A 25,517-nucleotide genomic window follows, 5' to 3' on the forward strand; every position below is an offset into this window, starting at 1 on the left:
AGGTCGAAATGATGACCGGCCTGTGGCGCCGGCCCCGCTCTCCAGAAGTTGAAGACCGGCCGCGCGGCATCGGCCCGTGGCGGGACGCGCGAAAACATTCGTGAAAGCGCCGTTGCCTTTCGTGACAAAGCAGGCGGCGCGGCTGTGGTACGCAGCGGGCATGGACAAGCAGGCGATGCACGCCCTGGTGCGTTTCGGCTTCGGCGCCGGGCCTTCCACCACGCTCGACGGAGAGCCGCGGGCCTGGCTCCGCGGCCAGCTGCGCGGGCCCGATCCCGGCCTCGCCGCCGGCGTTTTCGCCGAACTGCCGACGGGGCAGGCGGCGCTCGACGTGACACGGCAGGACGCGATCCGCCGACGGGCTTTCCTCGCGGAGAAGAAGGGGGCTGCGGATGCGCCGCTCGCCGGCTTCAAGCCGATGGCCCGCCAGCTTTATGCCGATGACGCGGCAGCCCAGCTCGCCTTCGCCGCCACCACCGCGGCGCCGTTTCGCGAGCGGCTCGTCTGGTTTTGGGCCAATCATTTCAGCGTCAGCATTCTTCAGGGCGATACCGCGGCCCTCGTCGGCCCCTTCCTGCGCGAGGCGATCCGCCCGCATGTGACGGGCCGCTTCGCCGATCTCGTGCTCGCGGTGGAGCGGCATCCGGCGATGCTCTTCTATCTCGACAATCAGACCTCGATCGGGCCTGCCAGCCGCGCCGGCCAGCGCACGGGGAGAGGACTCAACGAAAACCTCGGCCGCGAATGCATGGAGCTGCATACGGTGGGGCTGGAAGCGGGCTACAGCCAGGCGGATGTGACCAATATGGCGAAGCTGCTCACCGGCTGGTCCGCCGCCACCACGATGGAAGGTGGCGGGGATGAGGTGACGGGCTTCAAGTTTCGCCCCTTCGCGCATGAGCCGGGGCCGCAGCGGGTGATGGGGCAGGACTTCCCGGAGGGCGAGGCGGGCGGCATCGCGGCACTGCGCTACCTCGCGACCTACCCGACCGCCTATCGCCGCATCGCCCGGCAGTTGGCGACGCATTTCTTGAGCGATGACCCGTCATCCGAGGCGGTTGCGGGTATCGCGCAGGCGCTGGCGCGGAGCGGCGGCCAGCTGACCGCCGCCTACGAGGTTCTGATCGATCTCGGCATGGCGGCGCCGCCGCTCGGCAAGGTCAAGACGCCGTTCGATTATACCGTCTCGCTGCTGCGCGCGGCGCCCACCGCCGCGATGGCCGAGCCGCAGCGCCTGCTCGGCCTCCTCGCGCAGCTCGGCCAGCCGCTCTGGGCGGCGCCGCTGCCCAATGGCTGGCCTGACCAGGCAACCGCCTGGGCGGACCCCGATCTGCTGCTCGCCCGTGTCGATGCTGGCTTCACCTATGCCGGCGACGTGGCGCGGCAGGCGGCGGCGCCTGCGGTGGCGGAGGCGGCGCTCGGGCCGTTCCAATCCGCCGCGACGCGCAGCGCGATTGCCGCCGCCGGCTCCCCGCGCGAGGCGCTGGCGATGCTTTTCTCGAGCCCGGAGTTCCTGCGGCGATGATGGATGATCACCATGCCGTGCCGGCGGGTGCTGCGCTTTCGCGCCGCGCGACCCTGCTCGGCCTGACTGCGATCGGCGCTGTCGGGCGGACGCGCCTCGCACTCGCCGATGCGCCGGGCGACCAGCGCTTCATCGTCGTGCTGCTGCGCGGCGCGCTCGACGGCATGGCGGCGGTGCCGCCCTATGGCGATGCGCGGCTCGCTGGGTTACGCGGGGCGCTGCTGCCCCCGCCGGTCGGGCAGGCGGGGGGCATGCTCGATCTCGGCGGCTTCTATGGCCTGCATCCGGCCTTGAGCAATCTGCACGGCCTCTATCAGGCGGGTGAGGCGCTGGTGCTGCATGCGGCGGCCGGGCCCTATCGCACGCGCAGCCATTTCGAGGCGCAGGATCTGCTCCAGCTCGGCACCGAGACGCCCTCGATCAGCTCCGGCTGGCTCAACCGCCTGCTGCTCGAACTGCCGAAGAACCAGGGGCCGGTGGCTCGCGGCCTCGCCGTCGGCCGCGCCATGCCGCTGCTGCTGGAAGGTGCGGCGCCGGTCGGCGCTTATGCGCCGATCGCGCTCGCCCCCGCGCCGCCCGCCCTCATCCAGAAGGTGGTGGCGCTCAACGCGCCGGATCGGCTGCTCGGCCCCGCGCTCCGCCAGGGGGTGCGGGAGATGGCGTTCGAGCAGCAGGTGGCAGCCGCCGAGGCGCAGGAGATGTCGGACGAGCCGGGCGACCCCGGCGGCCATGGCATGATGGCGGGGCGGAAGGCCAAGCGGCCACGCTACGATTTCCCGGGCCTCGCCGCCAAGGCGGGGCAGTTGCTGGCGGCGCCGGCAGGCCCCCGCATCGCCGCTTTCGAACTCGAAGGCTGGGATACCCATGCGAACCAGGTGAGCAGCCTGCATGGCGCGCTGATCAATCTCGATGCCGGGCTCGCCCGCCTGCAACAGGCGCTGGGGCCGGCCTGGGGCAGCACGGTCGTGCTGGTGGCGACGGAGTTCGGCCGCACGGCGGCGATGAACGGCACCCATGGCACCGACCATGGCACCGCGACCGTCGCCTTCCTGGCGGGCGGGCGGGTGGCGGGCGGAGCGGTGCGGGGAACCTGGCCTGGCCTCGCCCCGGGGCAGCTGTTCGAGGCGCGCGATCTGGCGCCGACCACCGATATCCGCGCCCTCGCCAAAGGGGCGATCGCTGCGCAGTTCGGCTTGGGGGATGGGGCGCTGGCGCGGATCTTCCCGGCGAGCCTTGGCGTGCAGCCGATGGGCGGGCTCCTGCGCGCCGCGTGAGGCGGCTTGTGGGGCGGGGACGAGATTTCTGAAAGGCCGCGTATTCTGGCTGGGGCGGGAGGATTCGAACCTCCGCATGGCGGAATCAAAATCCGCTGCCTTACCGCTTGGCTACGCCCCAATTCCCGCCGATGTTGGCATCCTGCCGGCGTCGGCGGCTTGCTCATAAAGCGGGGCGGCGGGCTCGTAAAGGCCCCCGCCCCAGCGCCACCATCCCGGCGGGCGCAGGCCAGCCGCCGCCGCTTCCGCCGCCGCGCGGCTGGGGAAGAGGCCGAAACAGGTGGCGCCCGATCCGCTCATGCGGGCGAGCAGGCAGCCCGGTGCCGCGCGGATCGCCGCCAGCACGGCAGCGATCGCCGGGGTGACGCCGATCGCCGGGGCTTCGAGATCATTGCCGCTGGCGGCGAGGGCGGCGGCAAGGCCAGCGGCGCTTTCCGCCGCCGCCTCCGGCACCGCATCGGCCGGCGAAAAGCCCGCGCCGCTTTCCGCCCGGGCGCGAAAGATCGCGCCGGTCGGGCAGGGGAGGCCGGGATTGACCAGCAGCAGGCCGAGATCCGCCGGCAACGCGGGCAAGGGCGAGAGGATCTCGCCGATCCCGGCCATGCGCGCCGCCTGGCGGCCAAGGCAGACCGGCACATCCGCGCCGAGCGAGAGGCCGATCCGCGCCAGCACCGCGGGCGGCATGGCGAGGCCCCAGAAGCGGGTGAGCAGCCGCAGCGCGGCCGCGGCATCGGCCGAGCCGCCGCCGATGCCGGAGGCGATCGGCAGGTTCTTCTCGAGCGTCAGCGCGCCATGCGGGGTGATGCCCGCCGCCGCCGCGAGGGCCTGGGCGGCGCGCAGTACGAGGTTCTCGCCCTGCCCGGCCAGACCCTCCCCGAAGGGCCCGCGCAGGGTGAGCGACAGGCCGGCTGCCGGGGCGACGCTCAGCCGGTCCCCGATATCGGCGAAGACCACGAAGCTATCGAGCAGATGGTAGCCATCCGGCCGGCGGCCGACGACGCGGAGCGTGAGGTTGATCTTGGCGGGCGCGAAGCCCGCATCGGCAGGCGGCATGGCCGTCGCCCGCGCGCTCAGTTGCTGGCAGGCGCGGGCGCGCCGGTCGGCTGCTTCATATCGAGCTTGGCGAGCAGGTCTTTCGTGAGCCCCGCATCAGCACCGAGCTGCACTGCCCGCCGCCACTGATAGACCGCCTGCAGATGCTCGCCGGCCGCGGCATAGGCATCGCCGAGATGGGCGTTGATCGTCGGGTCGTCAGGCTCCAGCTGCACCGCCCGCATCAGGGTGCGCACGGCCTGCGCCGCCTGGCCTTGCTGCAGCTCGACATAGCCGAGGCTATCGATCACCGCCCCGTCATCCGGCACCAGCTTCAGCGCCTGCGCGATCATGCTGTGCGCTTCTGCGAGGTGCTGCTTGCGGGTCGCCCAGCTATAGGCGAGGTAGTTGAGGACATAGGGCTGGCCGGGCGAAAGCTTGAGCGCCTCCTGCAGATCGGGCTCGGCCTTCGCCCAATCGCCGCCCTGGTCGTAGCACATGGCGCGATCGTAATAGACGAGCCAGGTGGTGAGGCTGCCCTTGGGCAGCAGGGCGAGCGCCTTGGTGTAGAGCGCGGCCGCGGGCAGCCAGCTTCGCTCGCCACGCAGGATATCGGCCTCGGCCAGCAGCGGTTCGGGGCTGTGCGGGAAGCGGGTGGCGAGCGTATCGAGCAGACCGGTCGCCTGCTTGCCCTGGCCCATGCGGGCGAGTAGTGCGGCGCGGCGAAGCACGGCGAGCGGGTAGAGTGGGTCGGTTGCGGGAATGCTTTCGAGCGGGGCGAGCGCCACCTCGGTATTGTCCCCCTGGTCCACCGCCTCGGAGAGCAGCAGGCGGGCGGCGGAGAGATCCGGCTCCAGCTGCAGGCCGAGCTGCAGCAGGGTCATCACCGTCTGCTGCGCGGCCAGCACCTTGCCGCGGTTCGGCTGGCCGTTGGCGAGTTCATCCTCCAGCACCGCGGCGAGATTGACATAGACCTCCGCCAAACCCTGGGTCGCGGTCGCGACCGGCATGGTCTGCAGCGTCGCCTTCACCGCCGGGATGGTCATCGCGAGGGCCAGATCGGGGGCGAGCCCATCGAGGATCTGGTTGGCGGCGGCGGGGTCGCCGCTCCGCACATCCCAGCTCGCGAGGATCTGGGCGAGGCGCATATTGGTGATGTTGAGCGCGCCTTGCACGATGCCGTAATTCTGCGCCGCGATCGTCACCAGCTTGGCCTGATCTGCGATCAGCGCCGTGTGCAGCGCGAAGATGGCGCGCGAGGCGGGGTTCTTCTGGCTTTGCAGGGTGGCGAGCGCCGCCTGGGTATGCCCCGCGCCCTGCTGCGCCCAGGCGACGAGCAGCGGCTTCAGCACGCTCGTCAGCCCGTCCTGCACCGGCAGGGTCTCATAGCGCCGCAGCGCGTCCGGCCAATGCCCGGCCCGCGCCGCTTCGCCCGCGAGCAGGAGCTGGGCCAGCGCATCCTTGGGCAGGGCGGCGGCGAGCCTGCCGGCCGCATCGGTATTGCCGGCGAGCAGCTCGATCAGGAAGGTGCGCCCGGCGAGCACCGGGCGGGAGGCCGGGTCATTGGCGAGGGTCGCCTGCATCGCATCGGCCGAGACCGGGAAATCGAAGCGGCTCGCCGCATATTGGCCGATGAGGAAATTGCCGTAGGCGCCAGCGCGGCCCCCGGCTGGGGAAAGCGGGGCACCGGCGGCCGCACAGGCGGAAAGAGGCGCGAGGGCGAGAAGGATGGTGCGGCCGAGCAGGGGGGCGTATCTCATGGCCCGGATGCTATCAGCCGGCGCGCGCGGGCGCCATCGGGGCAGGCGGGAAAGACGCATGCGCCGGCTTGACGATGACGCGCTTGTCATGGCCCATGCAGCACGAAGCCCTCGCGCCGCGTGGCGCGCCTTTTTGCCGGACCGCCCCCCGCTGATGACGGACGTTTTCGAGACCGGACCGGATGCGGCGCGGCGCGAAGCCCTGGCTCTTCTCGCCCTGCAGCTCGCCTGGGGGGCGGATGAGGGGCTCGCGCCCGACCCGGTCGATCATTTCGCCGCCCCTGCCGCGGCGCTCGCTGTCGCCGCTGCCTCGGTGCGGCCGGTGGCAGCCGGGCGCTCGCCGGCTGTCGCGCCCAAGTCAGCCCAGCTTGGGATTGAACAGCCCAGCCCAGCCCAGCCTGGCGCGGCCCAGCCTGCCCTCGCGCGGCCCGGCGTGGCGCGGCCGGGGGTCGCGCGGCCGGCGGCAGCGCTTGCCGCGAGCCTCGCCGCGGAAGCCCACACGCGCGAGGAGCTGCGCGCCGCCATCGCCCGTTTCGAGGGCTGCGCGCTCCGCGATACCGCCACCAATCTGGTCTTCGCCGACGGCAACCCCGCCGCCCGCATCATGCTGATCGGCGAGGCGCCGGGGGCGGAGGAGGACCGCGCCGGCCTGCCCTTCGTCGGCGCCTCCGGCCAGTTGCTGGACCGCATGCTCGGCTCGATCGGGCTCGATCGCGGCCAGGTGCTGATCACCAATATCCTGCCCTGGCGGCCGCCCGGCAACCGCGCGCCGACCGAGGGCGAGATCGCCTCCTGCCTGCCCTTCCTGCTCCGCCATATCGCGCTCGTCGGGCCCGAGATGCTGGTGCTGCTCGGCGCCACCGCCGCGCGCGCGCTGACCGGCAGCGCCGAGGGCATCCGCCGGCTGCGCGGCAGGTGGCAGCCGCTCGCCATCCCCGGCCTCGCCCAGCCGGTGCCGGCGCTGCCCACCTACCACCCGGCCTATCTGCTGCGCACGCCGCTCGCCAAGCGCGAGGCCTGGGCCGATTTGTTGCTCTTGCGGTCCCGTTTGGTGGGCTAACAAAAAATTCATCGCGCCATATTCGCCCGGTTTCTGGGCAGAATCTGCCCGTGTCTGGTCAATCGGCGGGCAGCGATTATGACCACGAGGTTGCAACCCTGCTGCCGGCTGGTGTAGCCAACCGCCATCATGCGAGGGATCGGTGTTTCGTTCTCCCGTCTTTTCAGCCCAAAGGCGATCATTGCCGGGGCTGCCATTCTGGCAGGAACGGCCGCCCCTGGCCTGCATGCCGATGCGCAGGAAAAGACACCTAAGGAGACCAAGCTCAGCGACCAGTCCGCCTATGCGGTGCCGCGAGCACAGCCTGAGGGCAGTGACGGGTTAGCTTTTCCACAACCATTGAACCCGAGCGACGCGGCGCTCGTGCGGCAGATTTTTGCGCTCCAGGCCAAGGGCGATATGGCGGCGGCCGAGAGCATGACCAAGCAGCTCTCCAACCGCATGCTGCTCGGCACCATCCTCGCCGAGCGCTACGAGAGCCCCTTCACCAAGCCGAGCGCGCAGAAGCTGCGCGATTGGCTGAAGCGCTACGGCGACCAGCCGCAGGCGCCGGCCATCCTGCATATCCTCTCGCTTCGCCTGCGCGGCCAGAAGGACGCCCTGCCGGCCTTGGCCTTGCCGCCCTTCCTCGCGCCGCCCGCCGCGCCGAGCAGCGCCGATCTCGACATGGGGCCGCCCGATCAGGGCATCACGCGCCTTCCCGGCCTCGATGCCCGGGTGCTGGCCCTGGCGCATGCCGGCAAGCTCGCGGCGGCGGAAGCCGCGATCGCGGCGGCGCGGATCGACCCGCTCTACGGCGCCGAGCTGCGCGGCGATGTCGCCCGGATCGCCTTCGCCAATGGCCATAACGCCTTCGCCGCCAGCCTCGCCGAAAGCGGGATGGCGGAGGCGGAGGGGAAGATCGGCCTGCCGGCCTTCGTCGCCGGCCTCGCCGCCTGGCAGGACCAGAAGGCGATCGCCTTCGACGATTTCACCGCCGCGGCGACCGCGCCGCAGGCTTCCGACGATCTCAAATCCGCCGCGAGCTTCTGGGCCGCGCGGGCCGCGCTCCGCCAGGGCAAGCAACTGCTCTATCTGAAATGGATGCGCCGGAGCGCCGGCAGCGGCACCGGTTTCTATGCCATGCTCGCCGGCCGGATGCTGGGCGAGGATGGCGGCGCCGATCTCAGCCACCAGATGCTGGGCCTTGCCGATGTCGAGGCGGTGGCCGCCACGCCCGCCGGCGCCCGGGCATTCGCCCTGCTGCAGGTCGGGCGGAGCGATCTGGCCGAGCAGGAACTGCGCGCGCTCTATCCCCAGGTATCGCATGATGCAGGGCTGAGCCGCGCCGTCATGCTCGTCGCCTGGAAGGCGGGGATGGCGACGCTCGCGAGCCAGATCGCCGCCCTGCAGCCAGGGCATCCGCCGGGCGGCGTCGTCATCCCACCGCTCTCGCTGCATCCGGCGCATGGGCTGCACGTCGATCCGGCGCTGCTCTATGCGCTGGTGCGGGTGGAATCGAATTTCGATCCCAAGGCGGTATCGGGTGCCGGGGCGCGGGGGCTTCTGCAACTCATGCCGGCGACCGCCGCCTATATGAACAAGTGGGGGCCGCGGCCGATCCGCCGCGGCCCCGGCGGGCTCACCGATCCGCAGTACAATCTCGAAATGGGCCAGCGCTATCTGCGCTATCTCGCCGATCAATCGGGGATCGATGGCGATCTCATCCGCATCCTGGCGAGCTACAATGCCGGCCCTGCCGCCACCGCCGACTGGGCCAACGCCTCCGTCGCCGGGCATGATCCGCTGCTCTATATCGAGATGATCCCGAACCGCGAGACGCGCGATTTCGTGTTCAGCGTGCTGCGCTATGCCTGGGCCTATGCCGCGCAGATGAGCCTGCCGAACCCGAGCCTGCGGGCCCTGGCGGAGGGGGATTTCCCTCGCCTCACCGGACCCTCGGGCGAGGGCACGGCTCTCGCCAGTTCCGCCACGATCCACTAAACTGGGCGGCATGGACCTCTCCCGCCCTTTCCTGCCGGTCAATATCGCGCTGCTCACCGTCTCCGATACGCGGGGGCTGGAGGATGACCGTTCCGGCGATGCGCTCGTCGCCCGGATCGAGGTGGCGGAGCACCGGCTCGTCGCCCGCCGCATCGTGCGCGATGACGCGGACGCGATCGAGGCCATCCTCCGCCCCTGGATCGCCGATCCGCAGGTTGATGTCGTCATCACCACCGGCGGCACCGGCATCACCGGGCGGGACGTGACGCCCGAAGCCTTCTCCCGGGTGCTGGAAAAGGAGATCGTCGGCTTCGGCGAGCTTTTCCGCATGCTGAGCTACGCCAAGATCGGGGCGTCCACCATCCAGTCCCGCGCGGTCGGCGGGGTCGCCGGCGGCACCTATCTTTTTGCGCTGCCCGGCAGCACCGGCGCCGTGCAGGATGCCTGGGACGATATCCTCAACGCCCAGCTCGATATCCGCACGCGGCCCTGCAACCTCGTCGAACTCATGCCGCGCCTGCAGGAGCATCGCTGAGGCGGGATGGAATGGGAGGCGCCCGGCATCCTGCTGGAAGCCCGCGCCTTCGGGGAAGCCGATCTCATCGTCTCGGTGTTCACAGCCGCGCACGGCCTGCATAAGGGCCTCGTGCGCGGCGGCGCCGGTCGCCGCCAGGCGGCCTTGTGGCAGAGCGGCAATCTCCTGGCGCTCCGCTGGGTCGGCCGGCTCGCCGATCAGCTCGGCACGATGTCGGGCGAGATGGTGCAGGCGATCGCGCCCGGCGCGATGGAGGAGGGGCTTTCCCTCGCCCTGCTGCGCGCGGCCTGCGCGGTCTCCGCCGGGGCGCTGCCCGAGCATGAGCCGCATGGCGCGAGTTTCGCGGCGCTGCTGCACCTCCTCCCCCGTATCGCGACGCACCACGCGAGCCCCGGCGATCTGGCCGCCTATGAGCTGACGCTGCTCGCCGATCTCGGCTACGGGCTCGATCTCTCCGCCTGCGCGGTGACGGGGGAGCGGCAGGGGCTCGCCTATGTATCGCCGCGCACCGGCCGCGCGGTGACGGCCACGGCGGCGGGTGGCTGGGGCCCGCGGCTGCTGCCGCTGCCCGCCTTTCTCTGCCCCGGCGCCAACCGGCCGGCCGAGGGGGCGGAGGATTGGCGGGATGCGCTGCGCCTGACCGGCCATTTCCTGGAGCGCGATGCCTTCGGCCATCACCACCGGCCGCTTCCCCAAGCCCGCCTGCATCTCTATCAGATGGTCGAGGCGCGGCTCGGCCTTCCCGAGCCGCCGGCCGCGCCACCGAGGATGACGACCGGAGACCCAGATGCCTGACGATCTCGCAGGCCATATCGAGGAAGCGCCGCTCGCCGGCGCCTTGAGCGACCGCTACCTCGCCTATGCGCTTTCCACCATCATGTCCCGCAGCCTGCCCGATGTGCGGGACGGGCTGAAGCCCGTGCATCGCCGGCTGATCTACGCCATGCAGCAGCTCAGGCTCGATCCGAGCTCGGGCTTCAAGAAATGCGCCCGCGTGGTGGGCGACGTGATGGGTAAGTTCCATCCGCATGGCGACGCCTCGATCTACGAGGCGATGGTCCGCCTCGCGCAGGATTTCTCCGTCCGCTACCCACTCATCGAGGGCCAGGGGAATTTCGGCAATATCGACGGCGATAACGCCGCCGCCATGCGCTACACCGAAGCGCGCCTCACCGAGGTGGCCCAGGCCCTGCTGGAAGGGATCGACCAGGATGCGGTCGATTTCCGCCCGACCTATGACGGCGAGGAGCAGGAGCCGCTGGTGCTGCCCGGCAACTTCCCGAACCTGCTCGCCAATGGCGCGGCCGGCATCGCGGTCGGCATGGCGACCTCCATCCCCCCCCATAACGCGGCCGAGGTCTGCGCCGCGGCGATCCTGCTCATCCGCAAGCCGGACGCCAGCACGGAAGAGCTTCTGCATTTCATGCCGGGGCCGGATTTCCCGACGGGCGGCGAGATCGTCGAGGACCGCGCGGCGCTGCTGCAGGCCTACGAGACCGGGCGCGGCGGCTTTCGCATCCGTGCGCGCTGGACGGTGGAGCAGGGAAAGCACGGCACCTGGTCCGTCGTCATCTCGGAAATCCCCTACCAGGTGCAGAAGAGCCGCCTCATCGAGCAGATCGCCCAGGCGATGGAGGAGAAGAAGCTGCCGCTCCTCGCCGATATTCGGGACGAGAGCACCGAGCAGGTGCGCATCGTGCTGGAACCCAAGACCCGCAGCATCGAGCCGGCGATGCTGATGGAAAGCCTGTTCCGCGTTTCTGCCCTCGAAACCCGCTTTCCGCTCAACATGAACGTCCTCGATGCCAGCCGCACGCCGCGGGTGATGCCGCTGCGGGAGGTGCTGCGCGCCTGGCTCGATCATCGCCACGAGGTCTTGACCCGCCGCAGCCGCCACCGGCTCGCCGCGATCGAGCGGCGGCTCGAAATTCTCGATGGCTATCTCGCGGTCTATCTCAATCTCGATGAGGTCATCCGCATCATCCGCGAGGAGGATGAGCCGAAGCCCGCGCTGATGGCGGCCTTCGATCTCTCCGATCTTCAGGCGGAAGCGATCCTCAACATGCGGCTCCGCTCGCTGCGGCGGCTGGAGGAGGTGGAGATCCGCAAGGAGCACAAATCCCTCTCCAAGGAAGGCAAGGAGCTGCGCGCGTTGCTGGCCGATGAGGGGCGCCGCTGGGACCGGATCGTGAGCGAGCTGGAAGGCATCCGCACCCGGTTCGGGGATGGGCCGCTCGGGCGCCGCCGCAGCCTCATCGGCGCGCCGCCCGCCGCCGTCACCATCGACGAGACGGCGCTCGTGGAACGCGAGGCGATCACCGTGATCCTCTCCAAGAAAGGCTGGATCCGCGCGGTGAAGGGTGCCGTCGCCCCCGATGCCGAACTGCGCTTCAAGGAGGGGGACGGGCTCCGCCTGCTGCTCGCCTGCGAGACGGTGGACAAGCTCACTTTGCTCGCGACCAATGGGCGGGCCTATACGCTGAAGGCGAATGACATTCCGCGCGGCCGGGGCGATGGGCAGCCGATCCGCCTCATTGCCGAATTCGGCAACGAGGACGAGGTCGTCACCCTCTTCACCCATGTGGCGGGGGCGAAATACCTGCTCGTCTCCTCGCCCGGCCGCGGCTTCATCGTCAGCGCCGAGGATCTCCTGGCCGAGCGCCGCGCCGGCAAGCAGGTGATGACCGTCAAGCCCGGGGAGGAGCTGGCGCTGGCCCAGCCGGTGGGCGCGGCCGACCATCTCGCGATCATCGGCGAGAACCGCAAGCTGCTGATCTTCCCGCTCGATCAGGTGCCCGAGATGGCGCGGGGCATGGGCGTGCAGTTGCAGAAGTACAAGGACGGTGGAGTGGCCGATATCCGCGTCTTCCGCCTGGCGGACGGGCTTTCCTGGAAATCCGGCGAGCGGACGCGGACCGAGACCAATCTGCGGGACTGGCTCGGCACCCGGGCGCAGACCGGCCGCCAGCCGCCGGTGGGCTTCCCGAAATCCGGCCGCTTCGGAGCGGGGTGAGGCGGGTCTGGTGACGCGCGTTTGAGGCGGATCGACAGGCGGGCGGCATGACACGCGCATTGATGCTGCAAGGCACGGGGTCGAGCGTCGGCAAATCCCTGCTCACCGCCGGGCTCTGCCGGCTGCTCGCCCGGCGGGGGCTGCGCGTGCGGCCCTTCAAGCCGCAGAACATGTCCAACAACGCCGCCGTGACCGCCGAGGGCGGCGAGATCGGCCGCGCCCAGGCCCTCCAGGCGCTGGCCGCCGGCGTCGCGCCCTCAGTCCATATGAACCCCGTGCTGCTCAAGCCGCAAAGCGAGGTCGGCGCGCAGATCGTGGTGCAGGGGCAGGTCTGGCGCCAGGCAAGGGCGGCGGAGTATCAGCGGCTCAAGCCGCAGCTGCTCCCCCGCGTGCTGGAGAGCTTCGCGCGCCTCAGCGCCGAGGCCGATATCGTGCTCGTGGAAGGGGCGGGCAGCGCTTCCGAGGTCAATCTCCGCGCCCATGACATCGCCAATATGGGCTTCGCCGAAGCCGCGGGCGTGCCGGTCGTCCTCGTCGGCGATATCGACCGCGGCGGCGTCATCGCGAGCCTCGTCGGCACCCGGGCGGTGCTGCCGGCCGCCGATGCCGCACGCATCGGCGGCTTTATCGTCAACCGCATGCGCGGGGATGCGACGCTCTTCGCCGAGGGCATGCGCTTCATCGCCGAGCGCACCGGCTGGCCGAGCTTCGGCCTGGTGCCGCATCTCGGCGCCGCCGCGCGGCTGCCGGCCGAGGATGCGGCCGACCTCGCCACCCTCCCGCCGAAGGCGGGGGCGCTGCTCCGCATCGCCGTGCCGGTGCTGCCCGGCATCGCCAATTTCGACGATCTCGATCCGCTTGCCGCGGAGCCCGATATCGAGCTGCGCCTGCTGCGCGATGGCGCGCCGCTGCCGCCCGAGACCGATCTCGTCATCCTCCCCGGCTCCAAAACCACGATCGCCGATCTCGCCGCGTTGCGGGCCTATGGCTGGGAGGCCGATCTCCTCGCCCATGCGCGGCGGGGCGGCCGCATCCTCGGCCTCTGCGGCGGCTACCAGATGCTCGGCCGGCGCATCGCCGACCCCGATGGCATCGAGGGGCCGCCCGGCGCCGTTCCCGGCCTCGGCCTGCTCGATATCGAGACTGTGCTCGAAGGGCCGAAGCGCCTCGCCGAGGTGGCGGGCGAGACCATCGCCGATGGCGCGCCCTTCACCGGCTATGAAATCCATATGGGCCGCAGCTTCGGGCCGGATTGCCGCCGCCCGCTGGTGCGCCTCGGCGATGGGCGGCTCGATGGCGCGGCATCGGCCGATGGCCGGGTGCTCGGCAGCTACGTGCATGGGCTGTTCGAGGACGACCGGCAGCGCGCCGCCTGGCGCGCGCGCTTCCAGCTCGGCCACGCGCCGCGCGGCCATCGGGCGGAGGTGATGGCCGCCCTCGATACCCTCGCCGATCACCTCGCCCAGCATTGCGACATCGCGGGCATGCTGGCCCTCGCGGCATCCGCCCGGGGCGCCGATGCGTAAAGGGGATGCTGGCGGAAATCGGTCCGCCGCAACCACGGATCGGACATGCCCGCGATGGCATTCTTCGCCCTTGATGCGAGAAGCCGGCTTGCCACCCGCCGCCGCCCAGGCAATATGCGGGCCTTGGCTTATGCGCGCCCTGCGCGCGGCATCGGGGGGGGTCCGGCTCTGGCTACACGGCAAGGCCTCGCGCAGGAGTTGAGGGACGGGGATCTGACCGCCCTTCTGCTTCGCTGCGCCTCGGGCGATCGGGCGGCATTCCGCAGCCTCTACGACTCGCAATCCTCCCGGCTGCACGGCCTGGCGCTGCGCATCACGCGCGACCCGGCGCTTGCCGCGGATGCGACGCATGATGCCTTCGTGCAGGTGTGGAACCAGGCGGTGCGCTTCGACCCCGCCAAAGGCGCCGCCGCCGCCTGGCTCATCAGCATCCTGCGCTATCGCGCGCTTGACATCACCCGCCGCCGCTCGCGCGAGCAGGGCGGCTACGAGCCGCCGGAGCAGGAGGATGAGAGCCCGAGCGCGCTCGCCCTTCTCGAATCGAGCGATGAGGGCGCCGCCCTCCGCCGCTGCCTTGATGAGTTGGAGCCGGACCGGCGCCGCCTCCTCATGCAGGCCTATGCCGACGGTCTTTCCCATAGCGAAATTGCCGATAAGACCGGCACGCCGCTCGGCACCGTCAAATCCTGGATCCGGCGCTCGCTCGCGAGCCTCAAGCGGTGCCTCGAAGCATGAGCGGCGCGGGGGACGAGGATGATGTGCTGGCGGCTGAATACGCCCTCGGCGTGCTGGAAGGGGCGGAACGTGCGGCCGCGGCCGCACGTTCCGAGCGGGATGCCGCCTTCGCGGCAGCGATCGCTGATTGGGAGCAGCGGCTGAGCCCGCTCGCCCGCCTCGTCGCCGAAAGCCCGGCGCCGGAAAGCCTCTGGCCGCGCATCGTGGAAAGCTGCGGGCTGAGCCCCGTGCCGCTCGCGGAGCCGCGGGCCGGCGCCGCCCGCCGCCCGAGCCTGCTCGACCGGCTTGGCTTCTGGCGCGGCGCGACGGCCACGGGCTTCGCGCTCGCCGCCGCGATGGCGGTGATCGTGCTCCTGCGCGGGCCGCCGGCGCCGCTGATGCCGCCGGTGCCACTGGCGAGCGCGGTGATGGTGCCGCCCGCCGGCGGCGCGCCTGCCTGGCTCGTTGCCGCGGGAAGCGACAAGACGCTGTCCCTCCGCCCGCTCCAGCATATCGCGGTTTCGGATGCGCAGAGCCTCGAACTCTGGATGTTGCCGGATGGGGCGAAGGTGCCACGCCCGGTCAGCCTGCTGCGGGTGACGGGTGACCGCGTGACCCTGCCGGCCGCCGCGCGCGGGCCGATGGAGCTGATGATCAGCCTCGAACAGAAGGGCGGCTCGCCGACCGGCCTGCCCAAGGGCCCGGTGCTCTGGCAGGGGCATCTGCCGGCCTTCGTGATCAGCGGCTGAAGGGGGCGCGGGCGCGGGCCCTCAGGCTGCCGGCGCGCGGGCGGCCAGCGCCGCGCCGACCTGGCCGCTGATCACCCGGCCGAGCCCCTCGATCGCCGCTTCACGGGGAAAATGCGTCCGCCAGACGATCGAGACCTGCCGCTGCGTGTGGCGGGCGAGCGGCCGCAGCATCACGCCGATATCCTCCGCGGCCCGCGCCGCGAGCGCCGGGATCAAGGTGGTGCCGTAGCCGGCGGCGACCATGTTGAGGAGCGTCGGCAGGCTCGCCGCGCGGAGCGCGCCGGAGGCGGCTCCCCGTTCCCCACCGCAGGCGGCGACCACCTGTTCGCGCAGGCAATGGCCTTCGGCGAGCAACAGGATATCGGGTGCGAGATCCTCTTCGGCGACATGCGGGCGGCTGGCGAGCGGATGGCCGGGCGGCAGGGCTGCGAGAAAGCCCTCGGTGAAGAGCGGGCGGGCGATAAGATCGCTCCCCTCCGCATCGCTTGCGAGGAGGGCGGCATCAAGCTCATGCGCGCGGAGCAGGCGAAGCAGCGTGGCCGTCTGCTCCTCCCAGGGCTCGAAGGCGAGGGCGGGGAAGGCCGCGCGCAGCGGCGCGAAGACCAGCGGCAGAAGATAGGGAGCGAGCGTCGGGATGATGCCGAGGCGGAGGCGGCCGGCCAGCGGGTCTTGCTCGCGCTGTGCTTCGGCCAGGATGCGGTCCGCCGCCGCCACCGCCGCGCGCATATGGCCGAGGATGCGGTGGCAGGCGGGCGTTGGGATCACCATGCGGGTATGGCGTTCGAGCAGGGTGACGCCGAGCGTCTCTTCGAGCTTGCGCACCTGCACGGACAGCGTCGGCTGGCTGACGCGGCAGAGGGCGGCGGCGCGGCCGAAGCTGCCGGTATCGACGATCGCCAGAAGGTAGCGCAAGGTGCTGGTGTTCATCACCGTCTCCCGCCGCCTGCGATTTTTCTGAACCGTCTTGCCGCGTGCAGGCAGGCGCCCGGCGCCGAGCTTCCCATAATGGCTGCTAATTGCAAGCGCCTGCGTGATGCCCGCTCACCGAAACAGTAATCTGATCTGCGCGTCATCGCGCCAAGGGCGCCGCGACCGGTCGTGATCTGCCAACGGGACGATCCGATGCTAAGAAGATCCCGCGGCCAGATCATTATGATAAAAAAACAAAATGACCCAGGGCCAGACCAGGAAAGCGCGTGACGATGTGATGATATCTTCTACGGCGAGGCCTTGCTGCGTCGCGGTATAGGCGTTGTCTATCAGAACGATTGTATTTCTTAGGCTTCTTTCATTCCGGTGCTTCTGCTAGCCTGCGCAAGCCAGCGAACCGGAGGCTCTGACGCTTCGGTTCGGACAAGCTTGCCGCGCCGGCCCGATGCCTGCCGGACCCGGCAAGCGCGACATGAGCGCGAAATGCTGAGGAGGAAACATGGACGGAACAGGTAGCCCGACGGGGGGGCAGTGCCCCGTTGTTCACGGTGCGGTGCGGACGGCATTGTTCGGCCTGCGCTCCAACCGGGATTGGTGGCCGAAGCAGCTCAATGTCGGCCTTCTGCATCAGCACAGCCCGCTCTCGAACCCGCTCGGCGAGGCGTTCAACTATGCCGAGGAGTTCAAGAAGCTCGATTACGCCGCGCTGAAGCGTGATCTGCACGCGCTGATGACGGATAGCCAGCCCTGGTGGCCGGCGGATTTCGGGCATTACGGGCCCTTCTTCATCCGCATGGCCTGGCACAGCGCCGGCACTTACCGTACGGGCGACGGGCGCGGCGGCGCAGGCTCCGGCCAGCAGCGTTTCGCGCCGCTCAACAGCTGGCCCGACAATGTCAATCTCGATAAGGCGCGCCGCCTGCTCTGGCCGATCAAGCAGAAATACGGCAAGCAGATCTCCTGGGGCGATCTTCTCATCCTCACCGGCAATGTCGCCCTCGAATCCATGGGCTTCAAGACCTTCGGCTTCGCGGCGGGCCGCGCCGATGTGTGGGAGCCGGATCAGGACGTCTATTGGGGCAGCGAGGACACCTGGCTCGGCGACAAGCGCTACAGCGGCGAGCGCGACCTTGAGAACCCGCTGGCCGCGGTGCAGATGGGCCTCATCTACGTCAATCCCGAAGGGCCCAACGGCAACCCCGATCCGCTGGCCTCGGCGCGCGACATTCGCGAAACCTTCGCGCGGATGGCGATGAATGACGAGGAGACGGTGGCGCTGATCGCCGGCGGCCATACCTTCGGCAAGACCCATGGGGCGGGCGATGCCGGCCTCGTCGGGCCCGAGCCGGAAGCGGCGCCACTGGAAGCGATGGGCCTTGGCTGGCACAGCAGCTACGGCTCCGGCCATGGCGGCGATACCATCAGCAGCGGCCTCGAAGTGACCTGGACGACGAAGCCGACGCAGTGGAGCAACGACTACTTCCATCATCTCTTCAGCTACGAATGGGAGCTGACGAAGAGCCCGGCCGGCGCCCATCAATGGAAGCCGAAGGGCGAGGCGGGCGCAGGCACGGTGCCCGATGCCCATGATCCGGCCAAGCGCCATGCGCCGGCGATGCTGACGAGCGATATCGCCCTCGTCACCGACCCGTCCTATCGCGAGATCTCGCGCCGCTTCTACGAAAATCCGGAGCAGTTCGCGGATGCCTTCGCCCGCGCCTGGTTCAAGCTGACGCATCGCGACATGGGGCCGCGGGCCCGCTATCTCGGCCCCGAAGTGCCGGCCGAGGAACTCATCTGGCAGGATCCGGTGCCGGCCGCCGATCATCCGCTGGTGGGCGCGGCCGAGGTTGCCGATCTCAAGGCGCGGGTGCTCGCCTCGGGCCTTTCGGTGCGTGATCTCGTGCTCACCGCCTGGGCCTCCGCCTCGACCTTCCGCGGATCGGATAAGCGCGGCGGCGCCAACGGCGCGCGCATCCGCCTCAGCCCGCAGAAGGATTGGGCGGTCAACCAGCCGGCGGAACTCGCCCGCGTGCTCGGCGTGCTTGAAGGCATCCAGAAGGATTTCAACGCCCGTGTGCCGGGCGGCCAGAAAGTTTCGCTCGCGGATCTCATCGTGCTCGCGGGTTCTGCCGCGATCGAGAAGGCGGCGGCCGATGCTGGCCATGCGGTGAGCGTGCCCTTCGCGCCTGGGCGCACGGATGCGAGCCAGGAGCAGACCGACACGGAATCCTTCGCCGTGCTGGAGCCGATCGGCGACGGCTTCCGCAACTATGTGCGCGACGAGCATCGCGCCGATGCCGAGCAGGTGCTGCTCGACAAGGCGCAGCTGCTGACGCTGACGGCGCCCGAGATGACGGTACTGCTCGGCGGCATGCGGGCCCTCGGCGCGACCTATGACCGCTCCTCCACCGGTGTGTTGACCGATCGCCCCGGCCAGCTCACGACTGACTTTTTCGTGAACCTGCTCGACATGCGGACCGAGTGGAAGGCGGTCGAAGGCGAAGAGGGCGTCTATGAGGGGCGGGACCGGGCGAGCGGTGCGGCCAAGTGGCGCGGCACGCGGGCCGATCTCGTCTTCGGCTCCAACTCGATCCTGCGGGCGGTGGCCGAGGTTTATGCCGAGCGTGATGCGGAGGCGAAATTCGTCCAGGATTTCGTCGCCGCCTGGACGAAGGTGATGAACCTCGATCGCTTCGATCTCGCCTGAGCCTTGGCTAGCCCGGGGACCGGAGGCTGCCCGCCTATCGCGCGTGACGGGGCGGCCCCCGCTCTCCTGACCGGGCGGCCAGGCGGCGGCTGAGGCCGCGCGCAAGGGTGCGGCCTCGCCGCGCCATCGGGCCGGGCAGGGCGGAGTACCGCCATGCCCGGCCTTTCGCTATCCGCACGCGCCGATCCTTGCGCAATCCGCGCGCCCTCCCTCATAACCGGCAGGCCCCGCCCTCCGCGCGGGCGCGGCGGGTGAGGGGAGCGGGATTGTCTCGACGGGCTTGGCTTCTGGCGGCGGTCGCCGTTCTCATCCTGCTCCCGCTCGGGCTGCTCGGCACCGCGGTCACGCTCTTTGACCCGAACGATTGGAAGCCCGAAATCGAAGCCGTGGTGCAGAAGGCCACCGGGCGGCAGCTGATCATCGCCGGGCCCATCCATGTCTCGCGCTCCCTCTGGCCGGTGATTGAGGCGACGGGGGTGACGCTCGGCAATCTGCCGGGCGGCAGCCGCCCGGACATGATCCGCCTCGATGGCTTCAAGGCGCGCGTCTCGCTCCTCGCGCTGCTGTGGCGGCAGGTCGATATTACGGATCTCACCCTCATCGGGCCGAACATCCTGTTCGAGGAGGTGGACCACCGGCCGAACTGGCTGTTCAAGCCGGAGGGCGCGGCACCCGCCGCGCCGGCCCCCAAGCCGCCGGCCGCCGCGCGCGGCTTTACCCTGGCACTCCATACCGTCCGCATCACCAACGGCATGGTGACCTTCCGCCTGCCCGCGCGCACCAATGTGATCGGCATTCGTCAGCTCGATATCCGCCAGGCGCAGAAGCACGGGCCGGTGCGGCTCACCTCCACCCTGGTCTATGGCGATTACGCGCCCTTCACCCTCAATTTCGCCGCGACGCCGACCGGCCGGCCGAGCGACCCGTGGAACGCGACGCTCGATTTCGCGGGCGAGGGGGCGACCGCCCATGCCGCCGGGCAGGTGAGTCTGGGCGGGGATTTCGATCTCAGTGTGCGGGCCGCGGCTCCCGCGCTCGACAGGCTGAACGCGCTCTACGCGCCGATGCGCCTGCCGCCCGTCCAGGGCCTCAGCTTCGCGACCGAGATCCGCAACGGGCCGCAGCGCGGCGATATCCCCGTGATCGGCAAGACCGCGCTCGCCTTCACCGGCGCCGATCTCACCCGGCTGATCCCGGGGCTGACGCTCGGCGCCGTGCATGTCACGCTCGACAAGCCCGGCGGCACCGCGCGCTTCGACGGTGCCGGCGCCTATCAGAAGACGCCCTTCACGCTCGCCGGTGCCATCGGCGTGCCGCAGCATCTGGACGGGCCGAACCGCGTGCCGGTGACCCTGAAGGCGACCGCGCTGGCGACCGACCCGGCGCGCCTCGCGCTCTCCGGCGATCTCGCGCTCGATACCACCGCCTTCGCTGGCTTCGATGGCGCGGTCAGCCTCTCGGCGCCGGAACTCGCCCGCCTGCGCCGCCTCATCTCGCCCGGCCTGCCGGCGCTGACCCATGCCGGCTTCGAGGGCCATGTCTCGATCCCGTCGGATCTGAAGCGCCTCAGCATCACCGGCGGGCATCTCGCGGCGCGGGAGGCCGATATCGCCGGCGATGCGAGCTTCGGCCTCGGCGGCGGGGTGGATGTGAGCGCCAAGCTCACCGCCACGCGGCTCGATCTCGATGCGCTGCTGCGCGCCCTTGGCATCAGCCTCGGCCAGCCGGCGGGGGAGACGTCGGCCGCGCGGGCGAAGGCGGCCGCGGCCCGCGCGCGGGGGCCGGTCTTCTCGCGCGCCGCCCTGCCTTGGGCGAGCCTGCGGGGGCCGGTCCTCGCCGTGTCCGCCGCCATCCAGGCGATGACCTTCCAGGGGCAGGCGTGGCGGAACGTCGGGCTTTCCGTCCATCTCAAGGATGGCCGCCTCGCGATCGACCGGATGGGCATCGGCCTGCCGGGCGGCCCGCTGGAGATGGGGCTGACGGCCAATGCCGCTGCGCGGGTGCCGCAGCTGCATCTCAGCCTGCATGCGCCGGACCTGCCGCTCGGCTTCGTCATCTATCGCCTGCATCTGCCGGGCCCAGCTGCCGGGCGCCTCGCGGTCAATGCCGAGCTGAGCGCGGCGGGGGAGAGCCCGCATGATCTCGCGGCCTCGCTTTCGGGCAGCCTCGCCGCCCGGATGGGCGCGGGCAGCATCAGCAATGCGGCGCTGAGGATGATCGCCGGGGCGGCGCTCTCGGCGCTCAGCATCCAGGTGCCGGCCAGCGGGCAGGCGGCTATCCGCTGCCTGTCGCTCGCCGGGCGGTTCGAGAAGGGTATCGGCGAGTTCAGCCAGATCGCGCTCAACAGCACTTATCTTAATGTCCAAGGCGCGGGGCAGGTAGATTTCGGGCGGGAACAGGTGGCGCTGCGGCTGCACCCGCAGGCCGAGGTGGCGGGTGCCAGGGTTTCCGTGCCGGTGGTGGTGGCAGGGCCCTTCCGGGATGTCAGCGGCAAGCTCGACGCGGGGCTGTTGCAGAAGGTGGGCTTCCTGCTCGATGGGCTGTTCGGCGGCGATCATCCGCGCGGCTGCGGCGGCTGAGGCGGCGGGGCGGCGAGATGCCGCTTGACAGAGCCTCCCTCCCTGCCTGATGTGTTCTTGTTATGTTCCTGTTCGAGATGCCCGCCGCGCCGGGAAAGGAGAGAAGGATGGCCCGCCTGAAGAAAGAGGATCAGCCGCGCATTCTGGCCATGGTGGAGGAGGAGCGGCGCCCGGTGCGAGAGATCGCGGCCGCCTTCGGCGTGACCCCGGCGGCGATCTACGCCCTGCTTGGCCGCGTGCGGCGCGAGCAGGAGGGCGCGGCGCCCCGTGCCGCCGCCCAGGCGCCCCTCGCGCTCGGCCCCGTTTTGCTTGGCAGTGAGCCCCAGCCGGCCGAGGATGCGCCTGCCGCAGGGGAACCGGAGACGTCTCTGCCAGCGGCGCTTGAATGCGCGGCCTCGGTAGCGCCGCCAGCGGAGCCGGCGGTACCGGAAGTGGCGGCGCCGCAGATCCTCCGGTTCGGTGCGACCGCGCGCCCCGAGCCTGCGGCCGGCCGTGCCTCAGCCGGCCGCGCCTCAGCCGAGGGCGCCTCAGCCGGGGGCGCCTCAGCCGGGGGCGCCCGCTTGCCCACCATGGCCGAGCGGGGCATCGGCGCCAGCCGCGCCAAGCCCGGCTTCGGCCTGGTGATGCGCATGCCGGATGGCGATGAAACGACGACGCCCTTTCGCTCGCTCGATGATCTGCTCTCGGCGATCAAGCCCATCCTGCGGGCGGGGGCTGGCAGCGCCGAGCCGGTCTGGTTCTCGATCCAGCCGCTCGACCTCGCGAGCCTGGAGATGGATGCCGCCTGAAGGCCGGGGGCGGGAGGCGAACCGCGCATCCCGCCTTGCATCCTCGCCGGGGATGGTTTGGCTAAAGGGGGGTGGCTCTTTACGCCGCACTGCCGCAAAAGGGCTACCCCGTCCGTCCTGCTGACCGGAGCGCCTGTCGTGCCGTCTCACCTTTCCGCCGATCTTCCCTCCGCCCTGTCTCCCGCGGCGCTGGCCGCGCGGCGAATTCTGGATGCCTATCTCGCGCATCACCGCCTTACCCCGGTCGAGGCGGCGCGGCTCGCGCTCCAGATCGACGCCTTGATGACCGAGCTGCAACGCCAGGGAATGGCGAAGCCTGACGCGGCCATAGCGGGCGCCTCTGCGATCGCTGTGGCGGAGCCGCGCGGAGCCGTCGCCGTGGGCAGGAAGCGGCCAGCGCCGCGGCGCTCAGCGCTTCCCGAAGCGCCCGACATGATGGCCGAGGAGGTTGCGGTTGAGAGCGTTGTGACCGAAGAGGTGGAGGCCGAAGAGGTGGTGGCTGAGGACGCCCTGCCCGAGGCTGCCGCGGCGGAAGCCGCGGAGGCGGCGATGCCTGCTCCGCCGCCCGAGCCTGCTACCCCAAAGGCGCGCCGGTCATCGCGTGGCCGCCCGCCAGCGCCGCCCGAAGCCCCGGCGCCGCCGGCGGCCAAGCTGGTGCCGGAACCTTCGCCTGAGGTGCTGCCGCTCTCACCGATGCCCGTTTCCGCAAGCACGCCTACGGCAGCCGAGGCTGAGGGCGCGGCCCCGGCCGAGGGCGGCCGCAAGCGCAAGCGGCCACCGCGCCCGGCCCATAAGCGTCGGGCAGCGCAGATCGCCGCGATCGAAGCCATGTTGGTGGAGGGTGAGGAGCCGCCCCCTTACGAGGCCGACGGCGAGGGCTGAACGCGCCGCGCCTCGCCGGCCTCGCCGGTCTTGGCCGATCGGCCCAAGCCTGCTGACGGCCTCATCTTCCGTATCGCCCGAACAAGCCCGCCGGGGATGGAGGGGCGCGCGAGGGGCAGGCCGTCCTCGTGCTGCACAAGCCTCGGCCGATCAGAAGAATTGGCCGCGCAGGAAGCCGAGTGCCGGCAGTGGGCGCCAGGATTTCGGCAGTTCGGACCGCTTCATCGGCACCACCGAGTAGTTCGGCGGCGGCTGGCGGCTGGTCCGCAGGAAGCCGGCATAGGCCCGCACCTGCGCCTCGCGCCAAGCCCGGTCCGCCAGCGCCGCATCGCGGCTGGAGAAGATCTCGGCGATGCGGCGGGTGCGCCCGACGGAGGCGACCACCGCCCAGAACCGGTCTTCGCGAATGTTGGAAAGGCTGACGACACCATCCATGGCCATGAGATTGGCGTGCCTCTCGCGGCGGTGCAAGCGCGACGAAGCGGGCGGCGTCTTCAATCCAGGCTGAGCAGCCGCTTGCGCATGAGGGCGAAGAGCCGCGGCGCATCGAGGCCGGTGACGACTCGGGCATTGGCCGCCCGCCCGGCGCGATGGCGCTCGGCAATCGCCGCGATGCTCTGGCCGCGGGCGAGGCCCGCCGTTTCGACCGTGACGAAGGCATCGACGCCGGTGAAGAGCCTAGGCTCGATGAGATGGGCGATGACGCAAGGATCATGCAGGCAGGGATCGCCCAGCCCATAGCTGCGCAGCATGGCGATGGCGGCGCGCGAGACCGCGCCCCCCAGCGCCTCGGTCTCCGCCATCCAGGCCTCGGTGATGAGGGCCTCGCCCGTCACGTCCAGCCCGAACATGGTGAGCGGCACGCCGGCGGCGAGCACGATCCGCGCCGCTTCCGGGTCGATCCAGAAGTTGAACTCGGCACTCGGCGTCACGTTGCCGGGGCGGAAGGCGGCGCCGCCCATGCAGACGATCTCGCGGATCAGCGGCGCGATATCGGGTGCCTTGATCAGGGCGACGGCAAGGTTGGTCATCGGCCCGATCGGGCAGAGGGTGATCGCCCCCGGATTGGCCCGGATGAGGCGGATGAGGGCATCCACCCCATGCTCGGCCTCGGCGGCCCGGGCGGGCGGCGGCAGGCCGATATCGCCGAGCCCGTCGCCGCCATGCACGGAAGCCCGCCGTTCGACGGGCGCCATGATCGGGCGCGGGCAGCCCGCGAAGACCGGGATATCCGGCCGCCCGGCCAGGGCGAGCACGCGCAGCGCATTCGCCGTTGTGCTCGGCAGCATGACATTGCCGACGACCGTGGTGATCGCCTCGATCCGCACCGCCTCGGGCGCGGCGAGGGCGAGCAGGATGGCCAGCGCATCGTCCACGCCGGGGTCACAATCGAGGATGATCCGGCGTGGCGGCATGGCGGCCGTTCCCTTCGCGTCGGGGCTTCGGGCGCGGGCCTATTTCAGATAGGCATTGGTGTAGTAGCTCGCCGGCGGCAGCACCTTGTCGATCTGCTTGGTCTTGGCGAGCGCCTCGGGGATCGCCGTCCACTGCGCGTCGGTCTGCACGAAATAGCCCTGCGGCCCCTTGAGATAGGGGATCGTCGCCTTCCAGCCGACCGTGTTGTAGGCCTTGTCCCCCGCGCTCGGGTAGAGCTTGAGGAGATCGGCGACCGCGGCGTCCGGATGCTCGGTCGCCCAGATCATGCCCTTCTCGGTCGCGGCGAGAAAGCCCTTCACCACCGCCGCATGCGCTTCGGCATAGGGCTTCATCACGGTATAGTCCCAGACCGGAACATCGGGCAGGCCGGCCGCGCTGCCGACGAGCTGCGCCGGCTCCTTCTTGAGCTGCGGCACGACATCGGCGAGCGCGTAGTTGGAGCAGTTGCTCGCATAGTCGATCTTGCCGGTCAGCATCATCGGAATGTCGTCATCGGTCGCGATGATCTGCTGCACGTCGTTCTCGGTGACGCCGGCCTTTTCGAGGATGTAGGGCATCATCGCCTTGGTCCAGCTGTCGGTATAGATGCCGATCTTCTTGCCCTTGAGCTTCGAGAGGTCGATCGTCGTGCCCGGCGGGCCGAAGAGGCCGCAATTGTTCGACTGCGAATAGACCGCGACCGAGGTGATGGGGATGCCCTGGGCCACGGCGAAGACCACGTCCGTCACCGGATCATAGCCGATATCGCCTTGGCCGGCGCCCAGCATGCGCACGGTGGTGGAATTGTTCGGCGGGAAGAGCGTCGTCACATCCAGCCCCGCCGCCTTGTAGAAGCCCTCGGCCTGGGCGACCGCGGTCGGGATCAGTTCGAAATCGGGCGTCACCCAGTCATAGACGAAGCGGACCTTGGTGAGGTCCGCCGCCTGCGCGGGCGGCGCGATCTGCGGTAGGCCGAGGAGCAGGGCGCCGGCGGCGGCCGTGCCGGCGGCCAGGCGGGCGAGGAGGGAGAGGTGCTTCATC

20 protein-coding genes and 1 tRNA gene are annotated in these 25,517 nt (G+C 70.5%); 14 read left to right on the forward strand and 7 right to left on the reverse strand.

Annotated features, from left to right (window positions below; translation table 11 throughout):
* Positions 1-121 precede the first annotated feature (121 nt).
* Together ACYQ7X_RS01585 and ACYQ7X_RS01590 are read left to right on the forward strand one after the other, a co-directional pair.
* Positions 122-1,525 carry a DUF1800 domain-containing protein gene (locus ACYQ7X_RS01585; RefSeq protein ID WP_459695208.1) on the forward strand — a complete coding sequence of 468 codons (1,404 nt, stop codon included), beginning with the start codon at positions 122-124 and terminating at the stop codon, positions 1,523-1,525.
* Complete coding sequence (locus ACYQ7X_RS01590; RefSeq protein WP_459695062.1) at positions 1,522-2,799, forward strand: DUF1501 domain-containing protein; 1,278 nt, start codon at positions 1,522-1,524, stop codon at positions 2,797-2,799. Before ACYQ7X_RS01585 ends, ACYQ7X_RS01590 begins: the two co-directional genes overlap by 4 nt.
* Positions 2,800-2,845: 46 nt before the next feature.
* On the opposite strand, the gene ACYQ7X_RS01595 is transcribed toward ACYQ7X_RS01590, so the two are convergent.
* From ACYQ7X_RS01595 to ACYQ7X_RS01605, 3 genes are all read right to left on the reverse strand, one after another.
* Positions 2,846-2,920, reverse strand: a tRNA-Gln gene (locus tag ACYQ7X_RS01595).
* Positions 2,911-3,852 (reverse strand): 4-(cytidine 5'-diphospho)-2-C-methyl-D-erythritol kinase, encoded by a 942-nt coding sequence (locus ACYQ7X_RS01600; protein ID WP_459695063.1) that lies wholly within the window; start codon positions 3,850-3,852, stop codon positions 2,911-2,913. Before ACYQ7X_RS01600 ends, ACYQ7X_RS01595 begins: the two co-directional genes overlap by 10 nt.
* Before the next feature lie 17 nt (positions 3,853-3,869).
* Positions 3,870-5,591 (reverse strand): tetratricopeptide repeat protein, encoded by a 1,722-nt coding sequence (locus ACYQ7X_RS01605; protein WP_459695064.1) that lies wholly within the window; start codon positions 5,589-5,591, stop codon positions 3,870-3,872.
* 154 nt (positions 5,592-5,745) lie between these two features.
* On the opposite strand from ACYQ7X_RS01605, the gene ACYQ7X_RS01610 reads away from it, so the two are divergent.
* The 8 genes from ACYQ7X_RS01610 (at position 5,746) to ACYQ7X_RS01645 (ending at position 15,171) form a co-directional block, all read left to right on the forward strand.
* A complete protein-coding gene (locus ACYQ7X_RS01610) occupies positions 5,746-6,651 on the forward strand; it encodes a uracil-DNA glycosylase (protein WP_459695065.1) in 906 nt (301 codons plus the stop codon).
* A gap of 129 nt (positions 6,652-6,780) precedes the next feature.
* Entirely contained in the window at positions 6,781-8,634 is a 1,854-nt protein-coding gene (locus ACYQ7X_RS01615; protein WP_459695066.1) for a lytic transglycosylase domain-containing protein, read from the forward strand.
* A 10-nt stretch (positions 8,635-8,644) separates the two neighbouring features.
* The gene (gene moaB, locus ACYQ7X_RS01620) at positions 8,645-9,169 is read left to right on the forward strand and encodes a molybdenum cofactor biosynthesis protein B (RefSeq protein ID WP_459695067.1); all 525 of its coding nucleotides are present in this window, start codon (positions 8,645-8,647) and stop codon (positions 9,167-9,169) included.
* A gap of 6 nt (positions 9,170-9,175) precedes the next feature.
* Positions 9,176-9,964, forward strand: a complete 789-nt coding sequence (gene recO / locus ACYQ7X_RS01625; RefSeq protein WP_459695068.1) for a DNA repair protein RecO — start codon at positions 9,176-9,178, stop codon at positions 9,962-9,964.
* The gene (parC, locus tag ACYQ7X_RS01630; RefSeq protein ID WP_459695069.1) at positions 9,957-12,182 is read left to right on the forward strand and encodes a DNA topoisomerase IV subunit A; all 2,226 of its coding nucleotides are present in this window, start codon (positions 9,957-9,959) and stop codon (positions 12,180-12,182) included. The genes recO and parC overlap by 8 nt, the downstream gene beginning before the upstream one ends.
* A 47-nt stretch (positions 12,183-12,229) precedes the next feature.
* Entirely contained in the window at positions 12,230-13,708 is a 1,479-nt protein-coding gene (locus ACYQ7X_RS01635; RefSeq protein WP_459695070.1) for a cobyric acid synthase, read from the forward strand.
* A 198-nt stretch (positions 13,709-13,906) separates the two neighbouring features.
* Positions 13,907-14,443, forward strand: a complete 537-nt coding sequence (locus ACYQ7X_RS01640; RefSeq protein WP_459695071.1) for a sigma-70 family RNA polymerase sigma factor — start codon at positions 13,907-13,909, stop codon at positions 14,441-14,443.
* Positions 14,440-15,171, forward strand: coding sequence for an anti-sigma factor (locus tag ACYQ7X_RS01645; RefSeq protein ID WP_459695072.1), 732 nt, complete (start codon positions 14,440-14,442; stop codon positions 15,169-15,171). The genes ACYQ7X_RS01640 and ACYQ7X_RS01645 overlap by 4 nt, the downstream gene beginning before the upstream one ends.
* 21 nt (positions 15,172-15,192) lie before the next feature.
* Here ACYQ7X_RS01645 and ACYQ7X_RS01650 read toward each other — a convergent pair whose 3' ends face one another.
* Positions 15,193-16,098 carry a hydrogen peroxide-inducible genes activator gene (locus ACYQ7X_RS01650; protein WP_459695073.1) on the reverse strand — a complete coding sequence of 302 codons (906 nt, stop codon included), beginning with the start codon at positions 16,096-16,098 and terminating at the stop codon, positions 15,193-15,195.
* Between the two features lie 502 nt (positions 16,099-16,600).
* Here ACYQ7X_RS01650 and katG point away from each other — a divergent pair.
* From katG to ACYQ7X_RS01670, 4 genes are all read left to right on the forward strand, one after another.
* Positions 16,601-18,811, forward strand: coding sequence for a catalase/peroxidase HPI (gene katG / locus ACYQ7X_RS01655; RefSeq protein ID WP_459695074.1), 2,211 nt, complete (start codon positions 16,601-16,603; stop codon positions 18,809-18,811).
* A 266-nt stretch (positions 18,812-19,077) separates the two neighbouring features.
* Entirely contained in the window at positions 19,078-21,390 is a 2,313-nt protein-coding gene (locus ACYQ7X_RS01660; RefSeq protein ID WP_459695075.1) for an AsmA family protein, read from the forward strand.
* A gap of 107 nt (positions 21,391-21,497) precedes the next feature.
* The gene (locus tag ACYQ7X_RS01665; RefSeq protein WP_459695076.1) at positions 21,498-22,178 is read left to right on the forward strand and encodes a hypothetical protein; all 681 of its coding nucleotides are present in this window, start codon (positions 21,498-21,500) and stop codon (positions 22,176-22,178) included.
* 138 nt (positions 22,179-22,316) lie between these two features.
* The gene (locus tag ACYQ7X_RS01670) at positions 22,317-23,060 is read left to right on the forward strand and encodes a hypothetical protein (RefSeq protein WP_459695078.1); all 744 of its coding nucleotides are present in this window, start codon (positions 22,317-22,319) and stop codon (positions 23,058-23,060) included.
* 150 nt (positions 23,061-23,210) lie between these two features.
* Here the strand turns inward: ACYQ7X_RS01670 and ACYQ7X_RS01675 are convergent, their stop codons facing one another.
* From ACYQ7X_RS01675 to ACYQ7X_RS01685, 3 genes are read right to left on the reverse strand one after another with little or no spacing between them, the layout of a single operon-like run.
* On the reverse strand, positions 23,211-23,501 hold the full coding sequence (locus tag ACYQ7X_RS01675; RefSeq protein ID WP_459695079.1) for a hypothetical protein: 291 nt from the start codon (positions 23,499-23,501) through the stop codon (positions 23,211-23,213).
* A gap of 53 nt (positions 23,502-23,554) precedes the next feature.
* On the reverse strand, positions 23,555-24,475 hold the full coding sequence (locus ACYQ7X_RS01680; protein ID WP_459695080.1) for a nucleoside hydrolase: 921 nt from the start codon (positions 24,473-24,475) through the stop codon (positions 23,555-23,557).
* 39 nt (positions 24,476-24,514) lie between these two features.
* Positions 24,515-25,516: an ABC transporter substrate-binding protein gene (locus ACYQ7X_RS01685; RefSeq protein ID WP_459695081.1), complete on the reverse strand. Its 1,002-nt coding sequence runs from the start codon at positions 25,514-25,516 to the stop codon at positions 24,515-24,517.
* Position 25,517: the final 1 nt, after the last annotated feature.

This window comes from Acidisoma sp. C75 (assembly GCF_054665095.1).